Source organism: Litoribaculum gwangyangense (genome assembly GCF_039543505.1).
Lineage (GTDB): Bacteria > Bacteroidota > Bacteroidia > Flavobacteriales > Flavobacteriaceae > Litoribaculum > Litoribaculum gwangyangense.
The window spans coordinates 343,154-359,209 of record NZ_BAABJW010000001.1 but is presented as its reverse complement, the minus strand read 5'-3'; the positions used below and the strand labels follow the sequence as shown (position 1 = coordinate 359,209).

Genomic DNA, 16,056 nt, shown 5'->3' with positions numbered 1-16,056 from the left:
TTACCGGCGTTCTTTTACTTTTTGTTCTATACGTTTCGAAATCCTGAGAATAGACATCATTAAAATCACACAAAGGGATGCTAAAATGGTTATTAAAGCAATAGTGCTATCACCTTCAAAAGGATTGTTAAAATTTACCTTGGTTAAGTTGAAAACAAGAAGTCCTAAGGCAATAATACTGATTATAATAGTTGCTAATTTCATTTGGAAATAGGTTTTATGTCAGCTCAAATAACGCTTTGATGTTGTGTGCGAAAAGTTTAACAGCTATGGCTAACAACACAACACCGAAAACTTTTCTAATAATGTTAATTCCGTTTTGCCCCAAAAAGCGTTCAATTTTAGCTGATGTTTTTAAAACTATAAAAATAACAATAACATTTAGTAAAACCGCAACAATAATGTTTTCTGTTCTAAATTCAGCTCTTAACGAGAGTAATGTTGTTAAACTTCCAGGGCCAGCAATTAAAGGAAAAGCCAAAGGAAAAATAGAAGCTGTCATGGCAGTATGTTCCTCTTGTTTGTAAAGAGTAATGCCTAAAATCATTTCCAAAGCAATAAAAAACAAAATGAACGAACCTGCTACTGCAAATGAATTCACATCAATACCAATAAGATTTAAAATACTTTTACCTAAAAACAGAAAAACAATTAGAATTACACCAGCAATTACGGAAGCCTTTTCACTTTGAATATGCCCCACTTTTTTACGCAAATCAATTACAATGGGGATATTGCCAACAATATCAATGACGGCAAATAATACCATAAAAGCAGTAAATATTTCTTTAAAGTTAAGTTGTATCATTTCAGGTTTAAAATTTTCGGCAAAAGTAGCACAATATCTTAATTTAATTCATTTAAAGTTTAACTATTTTTGCACCTTACAAGATAATTAAAAATTATGTTTCAGTTAGGTAAAACCATTGTATCTGAGGATGTTATAGAGAAAGATTTTTTATGTAACCTTTCCGCTTGTAAAGGGGCTTGTTGTATTGATGGTGATGCTGGTGCGCCTCTGGATGCCGATGAAACAAAAATTCTTGAAGACATCTATCCAAAAGTGAAGCCTTTTCTTCGAAAAGAAGGCATTGATGCCATTGAAAAACAAGGTGTTTTTATTACTACTGAAGAAGGTGATTTTGAAACCCCTTTAATAAACAATGCCGATTGTGCCTATGTTATTTTTGATGAAAAGAAGGTAGCACTTTGTGCTATTGAAGAAGCCTACAACCAAGGAGAAATTTCATGGAAGAAACCGGTTTCCTGTCATTTGTACCCTATTAGGGTTCAAGAATACTCGGAATTTTCAGCAGTAAATTATCATAAATGGCAAATTTGTGATGATGCTTGCACATTAGGTGAAGAGTTAGGAATTCCTGTTTATAAATTCGTAAAAGAAGCTTTAATTAGAAAATTTGGTGAAGATTGGTATATGGAATTGGAAACAGTAGCGGCAAAAATGAAAACCTCAAAATAATCCTTAAAAAACATGAGTAAAACACCTTTAAACAGGGTGTTTTTAGCTTCAAAATTTCAAAAATTTCCAAGTACAAGTTTTTTTAAAGATAAGCATAAATAATTGATTATTAAGTATTTATAAAACAAACTAAGCTTAGAGTGTTTTTTTTGTAAGATTTTATCATTGTTAAAAACTTGTTGACAATGTTTATAACTATACCTTTCATTTTTGGGTTCAATTTTCAATCTTTGTTGTTCCCTAAATCGAAAAAATTTCGTTAAACTTTAATAAAAAACCAAAAACAATGTCGCAAGTAGCAGTTGAACCCATTTTGCAAGAGAATAAAGATCGATTTGTAATTTTCCCTATACAACATCATGATATTTGGGAATGGTACAAAAAATCGGAGGCAAGTTTCTGGACTGCAGAAGAAATTGATTTACACCAAGATTTAACAGATTGGTCTACAAAATTAAATGATGATGAGCGTTATTTTATAAAACACATTTTAGCGTTTTTCGCAGCTAGCGATGGTATTGTAAATGAGAATTTAGCTGAAAATTTCGTTAACGAAGTACAATATAGTGAGGCAAAATTCTTTTATGGATTCCAAATTATGATGGAAAACATTCATAGTGAGACCTACTCGCTTTTAATTGATACCTACGTAAAAGACGAAAAAGAAAAAGACTTGTTGTTTAATGCTATAGAGAATTTTCCTGCTATCAAAAAGAAAGCAGAGTGGGCTTTAAAATGGATTGAGTCTCCAAGTTTTGCGGAAAGATTGATAGCTTTTGCAGCAGTTGAAGGTATTTTCTTTTCAGGGGCTTTTTGTTCTATTTTCTGGTTAAAGAAAAGAGGGCTTATGCCGGGATTAACATTCTCAAATGAGTTGATCTCTCGTGATGAAGGTGTGCATTGTGACTTCGCCGTACACCTACACAACAAACATTTAGTAAATAAAGTGCCTAAATCTCGTATTACCGAGATTTTAATAGACGCTTTAGATATAGAACGCGAATTTATAACGGAATCTTTACCCGCTAGTTTAATTGGTATGAATGCTGTGTTAATGTCGCAATATTTAGAATTTGTGACCGACAGATTGCTATTTGAACTAGGTTGTGATAAAGTTTACAACACTGCAAACCCATTTGATTTTATGGACATGATTTCATTGCAAGGGAAAACCAATTTCTTTGAAAAACGAGTTTCTGAATACCAAAAAGCAGGTGTTTTAAACAAAGAAGAAGAGAAAGACAAATTCAGTTTTGACGCCGATTTTTAATTGAATAACAATTAAAATGATATTTCCACAAAGTGGAAAACTAAACTAAGTACCATTTATTAGAATTAATTAATCTTCTAGATTTAGTTTCTTTCAAAAAAAGGAATTTCAAATTTAGGCTAACTAACTAACCCCAATTTCTGAAGGTGTATCAGAAATATTAAAAAAGTGTAAAACAATGTATGTAGTAAAAAGAGACGGAAGAAAAGAACAGGTGATGTTCGACAAAATCACTGCCAGAGTGAGAAAATTATGTTATGGATTAAACGAATTGGTTGATCCATTAAAAGTAGCCATGCGCGTTATAGAAGGTTTATACGATGGTGTTACCACGAGTGAACTTGATAATTTAGCAGCGGAGGTTGCAGCAACAATGACCACGGCACATCCTGATTATGCAAGGTTGGCAGCACGTATTTCCGTTTCAAACTTACACAAAAACACTAAGAAAACGTTTAGTGAGGTTATGCACGATTTGTATACCTATGTGAACCCAAGAACAGGAAAGGATGCCCCTTTATTATCGGATGAGGTTTATAATGTCATTATGGAGAATAAGGATCGTCTGGACTCTACAATTATATATAATCGTGATTTTGGTTATGATTATTTCGGGTTTAAAACATTAGAACGTTCGTATCTTTTAAAGTTAAATGGGCAAATAGCAGAGCGCCCTCAACACATGTTGATGCGCGTTTCTATAGGCATTCATTTAAATGATATAGAATCGGCTATTGAGACTTATGAACTCATGTCCAAGAAATATTTTACACACGCTACACCAACATTATTTAATTCAGGTACACCAAAGCCACAAATGTCATCTTGTTTCCTTTTAACCATGAAAGATGATAGTATTGAAGGTATTTATGACACCCTAAAACAAACCGCAAAAATCTCACAATCTGCAGGAGGCATTGGGTTGGCTATTCATAATGTTCGTGCTACAGGCAGTTACATAGCAGGTACTAACGGAACTAGTAATGGGATTGTTCCGATGCTTCAAGTGTTTAATGATACAGCACGTTATGTAGATCAAGGTGGTGGAAAGCGTAAGGGTAGTTTTGCTATTTATATTGAAACATGGCACGCTGATATTTTTGATTTCTTGGATTTAAAGAAAAATCATGGTAAGGAAGAAATGCGTGCGCGTGATTTATTTTATGCGATGTGGATTTCAGATTTATTCATGAGACGTGTACAAGAAGATGGTCCTTGGACTTTAATGTGTCCTAATGAATGCCCAGGATTACCAGAAACCCACAGTGAAGAGTTTGAAGCACTTTATTTAAAATACGAAGCAGAAGGCAAAGGACGTAAAACGATTAAGGCACGTGAACTTTGGGAGAAAATATTGGAATCCCAAATTGAAACCGGAACACCTTACATGTTGTACAAAGATGCTGCTAATCGTAAATCTAATCAGAAAAATTTAGGAACCATTCGTTCTTCAAATTTATGTACGGAGATTTTAGAGTACACTTCGCCAGATGAAGTTGCAGTATGTAACTTAGCATCCATAGCTTTGCCCATGTTTGTTAAAAATGGTGAATTTGATCATAAAGAGCTCTTCCGTATCACTAAACGTGTTACCAAAAACCTAAACAAAGTTATTGATAGAAATTACTATCCTGTAAAAGAGGCCGAAAACTCCAATATGCGTCACAGACCAATTGGATTGGGTGTTCAAGGATTAGCGGATACTTTTATTCAATTGCGTTTACCTTTTACGAGTGATGAGGCAAAAAAATTAAACCAAGATATTTTTGAAACCCTTTATTATGCAGCAGTTACAGCTAGTATGGAGGAAGCCAAAGAAGATGGTCCATACCAATCATACAAAGGGTCTCCAATAAGTAAAGGCCAGTTCCAACATAACCTTTGGAATATAAAAGATGAAGAATTAAGTGGTAATTGGGATTGGGATAAATTACGTAAACAAGTGCTAAAACATGGGGTGCGTAACTCGTTATTAGTGGCCCCGATGCCAACGGCTTCAACTTCTCAAATCCTTGGGAACAATGAGTGTTTTGAGCCCTATACTTCAAATATTTACACACGTCGTGTATTGTCAGGCGAGTTTATTGTTGTTAATAAGCATTTACTTGAAGATTTGGTGGAATTAGGCTTGTGGAATGAAAGTTTAAAGCAAGATATTATGAGAGCCAATGGTTCTGTTCAAGGTATAGATGTGATACCTCAAGACATTAAGGAGCTTTATAAGACTGTTTGGGAATTGAGCATGAAAGATATCATAGACATGTCTCGCCAACGAGGATATTTTATTGATCAGTCTCAATCACTAAACTTGTTCTTGGAAGGTGCAACAATGGCAAAATTAACATCTATGCATTTTTACGCTTGGAAAAGTGGTTTAAAAACAGGAATGTATTATTTACGCACCAAGAGTGCCGTAGACGCCATAAAATTCACGCTTCAAACCACAAAAACCGAGGAACCCTCTGCCGAAGTAGTGGAAGTTAACAATGGAGTTACTGCTCAAAAAGAAGATGCTAAAAAAATGAAATTAGCAGCGCAAAACGCTGCAAAGTTTGCTAAACAAAACACCCAAGAAGTAGACGTACAACCTATGACTGCTGAGGAAATGAAGGCCCTTATTGCACAAGCTAAGGCAAGCGAAGGTGATGATTGTCTCATGTGCGGATCTTAAATTTTTCACTTTCAAATGTTTCTCAGTACTAACCTCAAGGTATTTGAGAGGGATTTAATTAAGTGTTTCAAAGCACCTCGAAGGAGGTGCTTTTTTATTGCATTAAAAGATCTGTTCCCAAATATTTATCGTCTTTATTATAATACCAGGTTCTTATTTTGGGCATTTTTATATGATTTATTAAAGCTTCATCTTTTAGTAAAATATACTCACCACTATCTGGTTTAATGTTCCCCTGTTCATCCGTTCTAAAAAACTGATAAATCTCCATAGCATAAGTAGTGGGATTAAAATAAAAACACCATACATCACTACCAACTTCAGAGTCATAATCCACCCTAAATGTTAAATAGTCTTTTCCTTTAAATCGTTTCGTCTCAACTTTATCACTTATGTTGGTTCCAGGGTCCTTAAGTTTCATGGGTAAACCATATAAATAGGTGTAATAGTTTTTATAAAGCTCGGTTGTTTCACAGTGAGAACGATTTGGTTTTGTTGTTTGTTTGGCAATTCTTAAAGAATCACTTTTAGTTATAATACATGCTCCCTTATCTGAAGTATGTGTAGTTATGAGACTATCTCGTTTTGATATCAACTTGAAGTAAGATTCTGGTAAGTTAATAGTTACTTCACTATCTCTTTTACCACTATTTGGCGTTTCCATGGTTATAAAAAGTGTACCATTAAAAGTTTTCCAATTCCCTTCAGGATCGTGATAAGCAATAGCTTTATCTAATAATTGCTCACCTGTTATATCCTGACTGAAACAGCATGAATTAACTAAAAAAAGACAAAAAATTAAAAAATATGTTTTCATAAAATGTAAATTATCGTTCTAAGTTAATCTATCGTAGCAGGGAAAACAAACAAAAGAATAAATTAGTATTCAAAATATAAATGAATAAAATATTTTATTTGATTAGCTTTGAAATCAAAAATATAGCATCATATACAACTAATAAATGTTCCTCAAATTTACACATGAACTCCTTGCAGTTTTTTGCACATTCATCTTTTTTAAAACGCAAGCGCAAATTCAAGGAAAATTGGTTGATGAGCAAAATTCACCACTTGAATATGGGACTGCTGCCCTTTATGAAATTAAAAGTGGAGTCTTAATAGCAGGAGTAGTTTCAAATGAAAGCGGACTTTTTATAATAAACAATGTTGAAAGCGGGATGTATTATTTAGAAGCTTCATTTTTAGGTTACGAAAAAAAAAGAATCGATAATATCATCATTACTCAAAATGCAGAATTACTTGATTTGGGGACGGTTCAATTGGTTTTAGGAACCCAGTTGAATGAGGTTATAGTTACCACAGAGCGCGCAACCGTTCTTAATAAAATAGACCGTCAGGTTTATGAGGTCTCAAAATTTAAAAGTGCTCAAGGGGGCTCTGGGATGGATGTTATTAGAAATTTACCATCGGTTAGCATGGATAGTCAAGGTGAAATTAGCGTTCGTGGAAGTAAAGGCTTTGTATTGCTACTAAACGGGAAACCTATCCAAGGTGATGCGGGTAATTTAATAGCTCAACTGCCAGCCAACGCCATAGAAAGGGTGGTAATTATTACAGCCCCTTCAGCAAAATATGACCCAGAGGGTAAAGCGGGAATCATGAATATTTTAACCAAAAAGGGAGCAACTAATGGAGCTTATGGTCAGTTAAATATCAAAGCAGGGTTACCTTCTATCGAAACTTATGGCAACGATGAGTCTCACAAACGCCACGGAATTGATGCTACCTATAATGTGCGTACTGATTTATGGAATATTTCCTTAGGTGCAAATTACCAAAGAAACGATTTGGGAGGAAGACGAGAAGGCGATGTTTTCACCATTATTAACAACACTAAAACACTATTCCCTTCTACAGGAGAACGCAGTTTTGACGAAACAAATTATAGCGGACGTTTTACAGTCGATTTTACACCTAGTAATAAAGATAGTTATTCGTTAGGCTTTTTTGCGGGAAAGCGCAGTAAAGATCGATTAGCCGATATTGTATATTTTGACAATCATTCATTAACGCCAGCAAATAGTGTTAACAGAGACTATACATTTCAATATTTTAATCATAATTTAAGAGAGCGTAAAGGCGATTTTATTTTAGGAAGTATAGATTGGTTACACAACTTTCAAGATGCTTCGGAATTATCGGTCTCATTTTTATATGAATATACCTTTTTAGGCGGGCCAACAGTAAATCAAAACTTAGGAGAACCAGATAGGTCTATTTTATACCAGGATGAATTTAATACCAATGATAACCCGTTGAATGGTATTCGTTTTCAATTAGATTATAGTTTTAAACCATATGAATTTGGTACGTTAGAAGCAGGATATCAATATCGAGATTTAAAACACACAGGAGATTTTATATATGAAAGACGAACCGATTTTAATGACAATTTTCAATTGGTGCCCGAGTTTTCAAGTGAGGTAGATTTGGAACGAACTATACATTCCGGGTATCTACAATTATCAGGTAAAAAGGGTAAATGGGATTATTCAGCTGGATCTAGATTGGAAGTTATGGATAGAAAGTTTAGACTTAAAGATAAAAGCAATACAGTTGATGAAACCTTATTTTATGATTTTGTAAAATTATACCCATCTGCATCGGTTCAATATTCAGTTAATGATAACACCAATATTAAGGTAGCATATAGCAAACGTGTAGAGCGAAATTCAACTTTTAAAATGAATCCTTTTGCAGAGCGGGAGCATTCTGAAACTCTGGAGCAAGGTGATAAAAATTTGCGGCCAGAATTTATTGATTTGGTTGATTTAGGGATTAATAAGGATATGAAAGGAGGTAACTCCCTTTTTGTAACGACATATTTTAGACATGTTGAAAATGTGGTAAATCGTGTTAATACCGTTTATAATGATACCATTTTGAATAGAATATACTCTAATGCTGGCAACGCTAAGGCTATTGGACTTGAGGTTGGAGCAGAATTAAAACCTACTAAAAACTGGAGTAATTTTATAGGAGCAAATATTTATAATTATAGTATAAATGGTAGTTTTGATAATAGGGTCATAGATACTGATGCCACAATTTATTCATTTAACGTGAATTCTACATGGCGATTTTGGGAAAATGCCTCGTTGCAATTTACTATGAATTATTTGTCAGACACCAATACGGCACAAGGTGAAGATTCTAGGTTTTATTCGCCTAATATCACCTTTCAAAAATCATTTTTAGACTCAAGGATTACGGCAACTTTACAATGGCAAAATATTGATATGGGGCTTTTAAAGACGAATGAACAGCGTATTTCCACCAGGAGGCCAAATGAGTTTTTTACCACAACTAACTATATTTATGAAGTTGATATAGTAATGTTAAATCTCTCATATACCTTTAAAAAAGGAAATAATAAATCTAAATTTATTGATAGTGAATTTGGAAAAAAGGAGTTTTAGTGATGAGGAGATATCTTAAACAAAAAAAGCACCTGTCAAGAGGCGCTTTTTAATTTTTTTTAAAAATATATTATTCCTCTTCTTCAGGATTCGAAACTATTTTTGCAGGTTTTACAGAAGCATCATGAGAGTTGTAATATTCTTCCAAAAGATTCATAGTGGCGTTTAATAAATCTTTAGTTTCTAAAAGTAGGCTGAAATAAAGGGTCGTATTTTTTGGACTCGATTCTTCATTGCGGGTACGATCAACCTGTTTTTGTATTTTACTGGTTACAAGTCCTAAAATTTCTTGTTTTCTGCCTAAAATAGTTCCAATTTCTTCAAAGGAGCGTGAGTCAAAAGCATTTTTAGTATTGTTAAAAAAGGTTTCAAAACGAGCATCAACTTCCTTTAACTCCTTTATTTGGTTAAATTTTAGTTTTTTATGATTATTGCTTACATGTTTATGACTCACTTTACTTATGTATTCAAGCGATTGTGTCATATCCTGTAAATATCCTAAAATATGTATGTAGAAATTACTAGCACCAACACTAGTTTCGTCTAAATTTTTAATAAAATAGAAAATATTGTCTCTGAGTTCATCAACTTCATTGGAGAGTTTCGTGACTTGTTTTTTGTTCTTTTTCAATAAATCCAAATCTTGTTTAGCTAAACCGTTAATGGCATTGGTGTAAATTTTATTGCCACGTTTTACTACATTGGCTATGTTATTAGCACTTTCGTGAATAACACCCTGAATGGAACTGCTCTCAGCCTTCTGTAAACTATCTTCTACTTGTAGTTCTTTTGTCTTTTTTCTGTGGCTCAAATAATTTCTAAAAAGCAACACAATTGCTAAACTCAAGAGTATGGTTAGTGCAATACCTTTACCATAGTATAAAATTAAAGCCATTATTGCGGCTGCGGCAAAGGCACTTATAGCCGTAAAAAACCATCCGCCTATCACGTTTAAAACCCCCGCAACTCTATACACAGCACTTTCACTTCCCCATGCACGGTCTGCTAGTGAGGTTCCCATAGCGACCATAAACGTTACGTAAGTGGTCGATAAAGGTAACTTCATGGAAGTGGCTAAAGATATTAATACACTAGCTACCATAAGGTTTACTGCTGCCCGAACCAAATCAAAAGCAGGTAAATCTTCAGGTTTTATGGCTTTTGAAATAATTGGTTTTTGAAACTGTTTATTTATGTAGGTGTTGAAGGAATTTGGTAAAAGGTTATTTAAACCGTCAGACGTGGCTATGCTATATCTTACAATCGTTCTTGATAGAAAATTGGGTTCAAAACGTTCTTTACCTTCGTCTTGACGAGATAAATCTACCGATGTTTTTACTACTGCAATGGCTTTACTGGAAAACCATAAAGTCAAGACCATAATTAATCCAGCAATAAGCAATAAAATAGGTTTTGTTGCAACGGCTTCAGAAAGACCTGTCATTCTAAAATCGCTAGGAAGAATCCCACTGGTATTCCAATGCAGATAAGAATCGTAAGCAGCTATAGGAACACCTATAAAGTTTACTAAATCATTGCCAGCAAAAGCCACTGCCAGTGCAAACGTACCAACTACTATTATGATTTTATAAATGTTTATTTTAAAGAAAGACATTAGAAGCATCGAAATTATTGTAAATGCAACAAAGCTTATGCTTAATAATGTTATGGGGTTTGATGATACTGAGTTTATAAAAGCATCGTTCATAAAAGAAGCGTTTTTAATGCCCTTTATTAGAATAAAATACATGATAGATGTAACTGCGAAACCACTAAAAATAGCCCCTAAAAGCTTGGGTCTGTCATTAAAATTAAAAGTCAATAAAAGCCTTGAAACAAATTGTATAATAGCCCCTACAGTAAAAGCAATGACCACAGAGAGCAAGATGCCTAATATAATTTCTATGGCTTTTTCATTATTAATGTAATTGCCAACATCCAATAAGGTTTGCGAGTCATCTTGCGCAATTTTTATAAGCGCAACGCATACAGAGGCCCCTAAAAGCTCAAAAACAATCGATACTGTTGTAGATGTTGGAAGTCCAAGTGTGTTAAAAAAATCAAGCAATAATATATCTGTAATCATTACTGCCATAAAAACAATCATGATTTCATCAAACATGAATTCACTGGGATTAAAAATCCCTTTCCGGGCTACTTCCATCATGCCACTAGAAGACAAAGCACCCAATGCTACACCCAAACTAGCAACGATCATAATGGTTTTAAATGAAACTGCTTTAGAGCCAATAGCTGAGTTTAGAAAATTTACAGCGTCGTTACTAACTCCAACAACTAAATCGGCAACGGCTAAAAAAGCTAATGCCACTAGCATATAGATATAAATATCTCCCATTTAAAAAAGTCAAAAAAATATTAAAACAAATGTCGAATTTTAAATTGAACTCAATGTTATGGAAATGTTATGTTCTTTTCATATTAAGCCAAAAAACACCTCTCTAACAAGCTATTTTTTCTCTGTTTTATTTACAAATAGGATATGTTTTTAATTTTTTTTAAAATATAATGCATTGAAAAACAGTAACAAAGAAATTTAATGTTAATTTAATGTTACGTAAACATTGTTTAAATGTAAATTTTTAAATACTTTTGTAAAGTAAACATTAACTTAAACCCCATAGAAAATGAAAAATATACTAGTTTTTGCCATAGCACTTTTTACTACGTTTGCTTTTGCTCAAAAAGAAAGAACCTTAACTCTAAATAAGGAAACGAATTTAATAGAAGTTGTATATTATCATGATAATGGTGAAGTAAGTCAAACTGGAACTTATACAGCTGATGGAAAATTGGAAGGAAAATGGCTGAGTTTTGATAAAAAAGGCAATAAAACCGTAACTGCCTTTTATAAAGAAGGCAAAAAAATAGGTAAATGGGTTTATGTGATTGATGGCAAATTAAAAGAGGTAGATTATAACAATAATGTGGCGTCACTTTAAAATTCTATATACCAAAAACACGAAAGCATCCTAAATTTAGGATGCTTTCGTGTTTTATATTATAAGTTTTTGTAATAATTATTGTCTAGTCCATCCTGCACCCCAAGTAGCATAGTTAGTACCTGTTCCGCTTCCGTCTCCAGAGATGAAATCTGCTTCGGTGAAGCTTACACCAGTATCGTTCTTTAATTTATTAGTGACATCAGTGAAAGTAATGTTATTCACTTGTAATTTATCAGCAATAACGGCAGCACCCGTTGGGTCAGTGGTATCATTACCGTCTAAATCAAAAGCCTCTGCATAACCAGAAATAACTACATTAGTAAAAATAGCTTCAGTACCTCGCCTTAAACGAATAGCTTCATAGGCGCTAGTAGTAGAACCGTCTTGGAAAGTATTAGATGAACCTACACCAATAATTGTTACGTTATTTACGGTAGGGCTTGAAAAGAATACAGGAGATGAGTTATTACCAAAATCATCATTATAACCATCACATTCAAAAGCTTTATCAGAGTTAAATGACTCTGTTGGGTTTTGAATGGGTTGTACGTAAACGTCACTGATAGTTCCAGAATAACCTTCAGTCCAATCAATAGAATCATCTTGTAAATTAATAACTGACACATAACTTACATTAACGGTACCACCAAAAAATTCTACTCCATCATCCTTACCCTCATATATTTGTATATACTCAACAGAAGTACCATTACCAACAGCATAAAAAGATAAACCATTATTTTCAGATTGCCCATCGGCAGAACCACCTGAATATTCAATTCTTACATATCTTAATGAACCAGAATCATCATCAGCGATATTGCCACCGTAAGGTAAACCAGCAATTTCTGAGGTAGAAGTAGCAGTGCCAGTAACTGAGTTTATAGGTGCTTTACCTAGTAAAATTAAACCGCCCCAATCACCAGCTTCTGGAGAAGCAGCATCGGAAGTAAATACAATGGGAGCTGTTGAAGTTCCTTCAGCTACAATTTTAGCCCCCTGAGAAATAGCTACATAAACATCGGATCCAGCAGCTAGCGCTTTTATCGTCATTCCAGCTGGAATTGTAAGGGTAGTACCACTGGCCATTACTAACGAACCATTAATTTTATAGTTTACGCCACTTTCTAAAGTTAAATCATTTGTATAAGTTCCAGAAAGAAATACATCTGCAGAGCCTGATCCACCACCTTCGTTGTTAGTAATGTTGAATATAATATCTGCTGTATCGTCATTTGCACATGACACAAAAAGCATAGTTATTGAAACTAAACTAAGCAATAAATAATTTTTAATTCTCATTGTTTCTAATTTTAAGTTTTTATTGTTTATAAGAGTTTTGTTAAAATTTGTATTTGAATTGAAGTCCAAAAGTGATTCCTCTTTTGAAACTGGATAGTAATACATCGCCATCTCCTGTATTTTCTCTAATCGTTTCAATACTTGGATCTAATAAGTTTTTAGCACTTAGATTGATTTCTGTGTTTTTACCTATTTGATTTTTTAATATGAAATCTAGCTTAGGAACTGCTTTTTCAATAATATTTCCAACATCACCAGAGCCCAATGAAAAGATTCGGTCTGAAGAATAGTTAAAGATTAAATTCGCGGCAGGCTTGAAAGATTCGCTAATTACAGGTTTATAGCTTAGATCGGCATTTATTATAATTGGAGACGCCCCTTCCAATTCATCAGTAGCTCTATTAAACGATGTACCATATGAACCTTCTATACTGCTGTAAAGGTCTTGTTTGGTATGCATGTAAGTAAAGTTTAATCCAGCAGAAAGAACAGTATCATCATTTTCGTCCATCAACACGTTTTTTCTCGCTTCTAACTCTACTCCTAAAACCTCGGCTTTTTCACCAGTTCTAAAGTAACGTTGTGTTCCTGTAGCATCTGCAGCAAGAACCAAGTTGATAGGATCGCTTATTTGTTTTGCAAAAGCACCGATTGATAAAATCTCACCTTTGGTAATAAACCATTCATATTTTAAATCTAAGTTGTAAATATCGGAGTAGGCTTTATCGGTTAAATTAACTCCGGTATTTGTCCCCAATAAATCTTGGTTACCACCTATTCTGTAGCTAATACCTTCGTAAACAAAAGGCGCAATTTCTTTAAACTCAGGGAATGATATGGTTTTACTAACTGCTAAACGTAGATTTTGGTCTTCATTTAAGCTGTATTTAATATTTAAACTTGGTAATACAAAGGATTCTTTGGCCTCAGCAAAGCCAGGATCGTCAGGACGCAAGTTAATGGCATTATACTCGATGCGTTGATCATAGTTTTCAAATCGCACTCCAGGAACAAATAACCAATTATCGCCTGCATTTATTTCAAGAGATAAATATCCAGCATAAATATCCAACATACCTTTATAAGTGTTTTCTAGGTTTCCGGGAAAATTTGTTTGATTAATGCCGTTTTCTGGACTTATAGGATTGAAAACATGCGTTTGGTATAAACCGTCAACAAAGTTTTGAAGATTAAATAAATCGTTCAAATTACGAGTATCGGTAATAGTGTACGTATTGGTATCTATATTTTTGTAACCATATCTGGAGTTATCAAAAAGTCTTTCTCTACTTTTCCCGTCATAACCAACTGTTACCTTAAAGTTATCGGATGCCTTGTAAGTTAAAGACAATCTACTGTTTAGTTCTTCATCCTCTATATTTTGAAAATAACGTTGATTATTAAAGTTGTTATTTTGTGCAAAATTTGGGCTTGTTGTTGGATCGTTATCTAATAAATTGTCATAATTCAACAAAGAAAAACGCTTTCTATCTGGTTCATGTGCAAATACACGGTTGTAACCTATTCCCCAGTCTAAATCAAGTTTACCAAAATTATGCTCACCAACTAATTGATTCACCAAAACAATGTCCTGGTTAAATTGGTAGTTGCTTTGAAAATAACCACTAGGTTCGTCAGAGAAATCATAAAGAATACCTTGTCCACTAACACCATAAAATCCAACTTGATCGTTAGAGCTATTTATAAATAAGGAATTGTATTTCAATCTATTTTCATTATTTATTTTATAAATGGCAGTAGCCATAGCTGTTGAGGTAGTAGAATAGTTATATTCCTCAGAATCTGGAAATAGTTTATTATATCCAGCTGTATAATCTGCTACGATACCATCTCTGTAATTAAAGCTATTGTCAAATGAAGCCGTTAAAAACAAACTCAAACGAGAATCATTTTTAAATGAGAATGATTTTCCACCGGAAAGGCTTATGCCAATATTTATAGGTGTTTCACCTTGTACAGGATCTGGACCATGAGAAAGTATCACCGCAAATGGATTATGTTGATATCTGGCATAATCACCTATATAGCCGGTGCCTTCATTTCTTAAAAAATCTTTACCTACTGCTCTTGTATTAGCTCCAGAACTTAAAGCAACATCAAAGAATCCTTGTCCTGTGTAATCTTTTGAAGTGATATCTATATTACCAGCAGAGAAATCGCCATAAAATTTAGCTGAATAGGCTTTACTTATAGATATGTTTTCAATCACATCCGACGAGAAAAGATTTAAATCTATATTCTTGTTATTGATGTTGTTTGATGGCAAAGATAAACCGTTCATGGTGGTGTTTAAATATCTATCACCTAAACCACGTACGTAAACATTATTGGAGCCTTCTTGCTGAGAAACCCCAGATATTTTGGCAACAGCTCCGGCAGCATCACTAACACCTTTATTAGATAATTCCTCCGAACCAATACTTACTTGAATTTCAGATGCTTTTTTCTGTTCTAATAATAATGCTGTGACGCTTTCTCTTTTGGTAGTGGTTGTGATCACTACCTCATCAAGTGAAGCAGCACTGGCACCCATAGGCACATTTAATTCAGTCACTTTTCCAGCAACAATGGAAACCTCTATTTCTTGAGTTTCATACCCCACAAAACTAAATATCAAAGTAAGGGTTCCTGGTTCTAAATTTTCAAATTGATATAAGCCATCAAAATCTGATGTGGTACCCTTTGTGGTACCTTTTATTAACACATTAGCGAATGCTAAGGGCTCATTATTATATTCTTTATCTGTTAGTTTTCCAACTACGGAACCTGTGTTCTGAGCATATGAAAACGTTGTGATTAACAGTATAAATAATAGTATAAATTTTTTCATTAGTTTTTTTAAATTTCTTGCTGCAAAGAAACCACCACATTGTGAATATAGTGTTACCTCAAGATTAAAGAACAGTAAT

11 protein-coding genes are annotated in these 16,056 nt (G+C 33.8%); 5 read left to right on the top strand and 6 right to left on the bottom strand.

Translation table 11 applies throughout. The annotated features are described in order from the left end of the window. Together ABD963_RS01495 and ABD963_RS01490 are read right to left on the bottom strand one after the other, a co-directional pair. Nucleotides 1-204, bottom strand: coding sequence for a hypothetical protein (locus ABD963_RS01495; protein ID WP_345275167.1), 204 nt, complete (start codon nt 202-204; stop codon nt 1-3). A 13-nt stretch (nt 205-217) separates the two neighbouring features. After that, nucleotides 218-805, bottom strand: coding sequence for a MarC family protein (locus tag ABD963_RS01490; protein ID WP_345275931.1), 588 nt, complete (start codon nt 803-805; stop codon nt 218-220). Between the two features lie 99 nt (nt 806-904). On the opposite strand from ABD963_RS01490, the gene ABD963_RS01485 reads away from it, so the two are divergent. From ABD963_RS01485 to ABD963_RS01475, 3 genes are all read left to right on the top strand, one after another. Continuing rightward, the gene (locus tag ABD963_RS01485) at nt 905-1,480 is read left to right on the top strand and encodes a DUF3109 family protein (protein WP_345275166.1); all 576 of its coding nucleotides are present in this window, start codon (nt 905-907) and stop codon (nt 1,478-1,480) included. 286 nt (nt 1,481-1,766) lie between these two features. After that, on the top strand, nt 1,767-2,750 hold the full coding sequence (locus ABD963_RS01480) for a ribonucleotide-diphosphate reductase subunit beta (RefSeq protein ID WP_345275165.1): 984 nt from the start codon (nt 1,767-1,769) through the stop codon (nt 2,748-2,750). Between the two features lie 178 nt (nt 2,751-2,928). Further along, nucleotides 2,929-5,421, top strand: a complete 2,493-nt coding sequence (locus ABD963_RS01475) for a ribonucleoside-diphosphate reductase subunit alpha (protein WP_345275164.1) — start codon at nt 2,929-2,931, stop codon at nt 5,419-5,421. Between the two features lie 94 nt (nt 5,422-5,515). Here ABD963_RS01475 and ABD963_RS01470 read toward each other — a convergent pair whose 3' ends face one another. Further along, nucleotides 5,516-6,238, bottom strand: a complete 723-nt coding sequence (locus tag ABD963_RS01470) for a DUF6503 family protein (protein WP_345275163.1) — start codon at nt 6,236-6,238, stop codon at nt 5,516-5,518. A 145-nt stretch (nt 6,239-6,383) separates the two neighbouring features. On the opposite strand from ABD963_RS01470, the gene ABD963_RS01465 reads away from it, so the two are divergent. Continuing rightward, nucleotides 6,384-8,861: a TonB-dependent receptor gene (locus tag ABD963_RS01465; RefSeq protein WP_345275162.1), complete on the top strand. Its 2,478-nt coding sequence runs from the start codon at nt 6,384-6,386 to the stop codon at nt 8,859-8,861. Between the two features lie 70 nt (nt 8,862-8,931). On the opposite strand, the gene ABD963_RS01460 is transcribed toward ABD963_RS01465, so the two are convergent. Beyond that, the gene (locus tag ABD963_RS01460) at nt 8,932-11,217 is read right to left on the bottom strand and encodes an inorganic phosphate transporter (RefSeq protein ID WP_345275161.1); all 2,286 of its coding nucleotides are present in this window, start codon (nt 11,215-11,217) and stop codon (nt 8,932-8,934) included. A gap of 289 nt (nt 11,218-11,506) precedes the next feature. On the opposite strand from ABD963_RS01460, the gene ABD963_RS01455 reads away from it, so the two are divergent. Then, entirely contained in the window at nt 11,507-11,821 is a 315-nt protein-coding gene (locus tag ABD963_RS01455; protein WP_345275160.1) for a toxin-antitoxin system YwqK family antitoxin, read from the top strand. A gap of 78 nt (nt 11,822-11,899) precedes the next feature. Here ABD963_RS01455 and ABD963_RS01450 read toward each other — a convergent pair whose 3' ends face one another. Next, the gene (locus ABD963_RS01450) at nt 11,900-13,126 is read right to left on the bottom strand and encodes a multidrug transporter (protein ID WP_345275159.1); all 1,227 of its coding nucleotides are present in this window, start codon (nt 13,124-13,126) and stop codon (nt 11,900-11,902) included. Nucleotides 13,127-13,166: 40 nt separating this feature from the next. Further along, complete coding sequence (locus tag ABD963_RS01445; RefSeq protein WP_345275158.1) at nt 13,167-15,977, bottom strand: TonB-dependent receptor; 2,811 nt, start codon at nt 15,975-15,977, stop codon at nt 13,167-13,169. Nucleotides 15,978-16,056 lie beyond the last annotated feature (79 nt).

Coding starts and splice junctions, on each gene's coding strand:
- ABD963_RS01470 (WP_345275163.1), bottom strand. CDS start 6,238: ATGAAAACATATTTTTTAATTTTTTGTCTTTTTTTAGTTAATTCATGC.
- ABD963_RS01460 (WP_345275161.1), bottom strand. CDS start 11,217: ATGGGAGATATTTATATCTATATGCTAGTGGCATTAGCTTTTTTAGCC.
- ABD963_RS01495 (WP_345275167.1), bottom strand. CDS start 204: ATGAAATTAGCAACTATTATAATCAGTATTATTGCCTTAGGACTTCTT.
- ABD963_RS01480 (WP_345275165.1), top strand. CDS start 1,767: ATGTCGCAAGTAGCAGTTGAACCCATTTTGCAAGAGAATAAAGATCGA.
- ABD963_RS01475 (WP_345275164.1), top strand. CDS start 2,929: ATGTATGTAGTAAAAAGAGACGGAAGAAAAGAACAGGTGATGTTCGAC.
- ABD963_RS01450 (WP_345275159.1), bottom strand. CDS start 13,126: ATGAGAATTAAAAATTATTTATTGCTTAGTTTAGTTTCAATAACTATG.
- ABD963_RS01485 (WP_345275166.1), top strand. CDS start 905: ATGTTTCAGTTAGGTAAAACCATTGTATCTGAGGATGTTATAGAGAAA.
- ABD963_RS01445 (WP_345275158.1), bottom strand. CDS start 15,977: ATGAAAAAATTTATACTATTATTTATACTGTTAATCACAACGTTTTCA.
- ABD963_RS01465 (WP_345275162.1), top strand. CDS start 6,384: ATGTTCCTCAAATTTACACATGAACTCCTTGCAGTTTTTTGCACATTC.
- ABD963_RS01455 (WP_345275160.1), top strand. CDS start 11,507: ATGAAAAATATACTAGTTTTTGCCATAGCACTTTTTACTACGTTTGCT.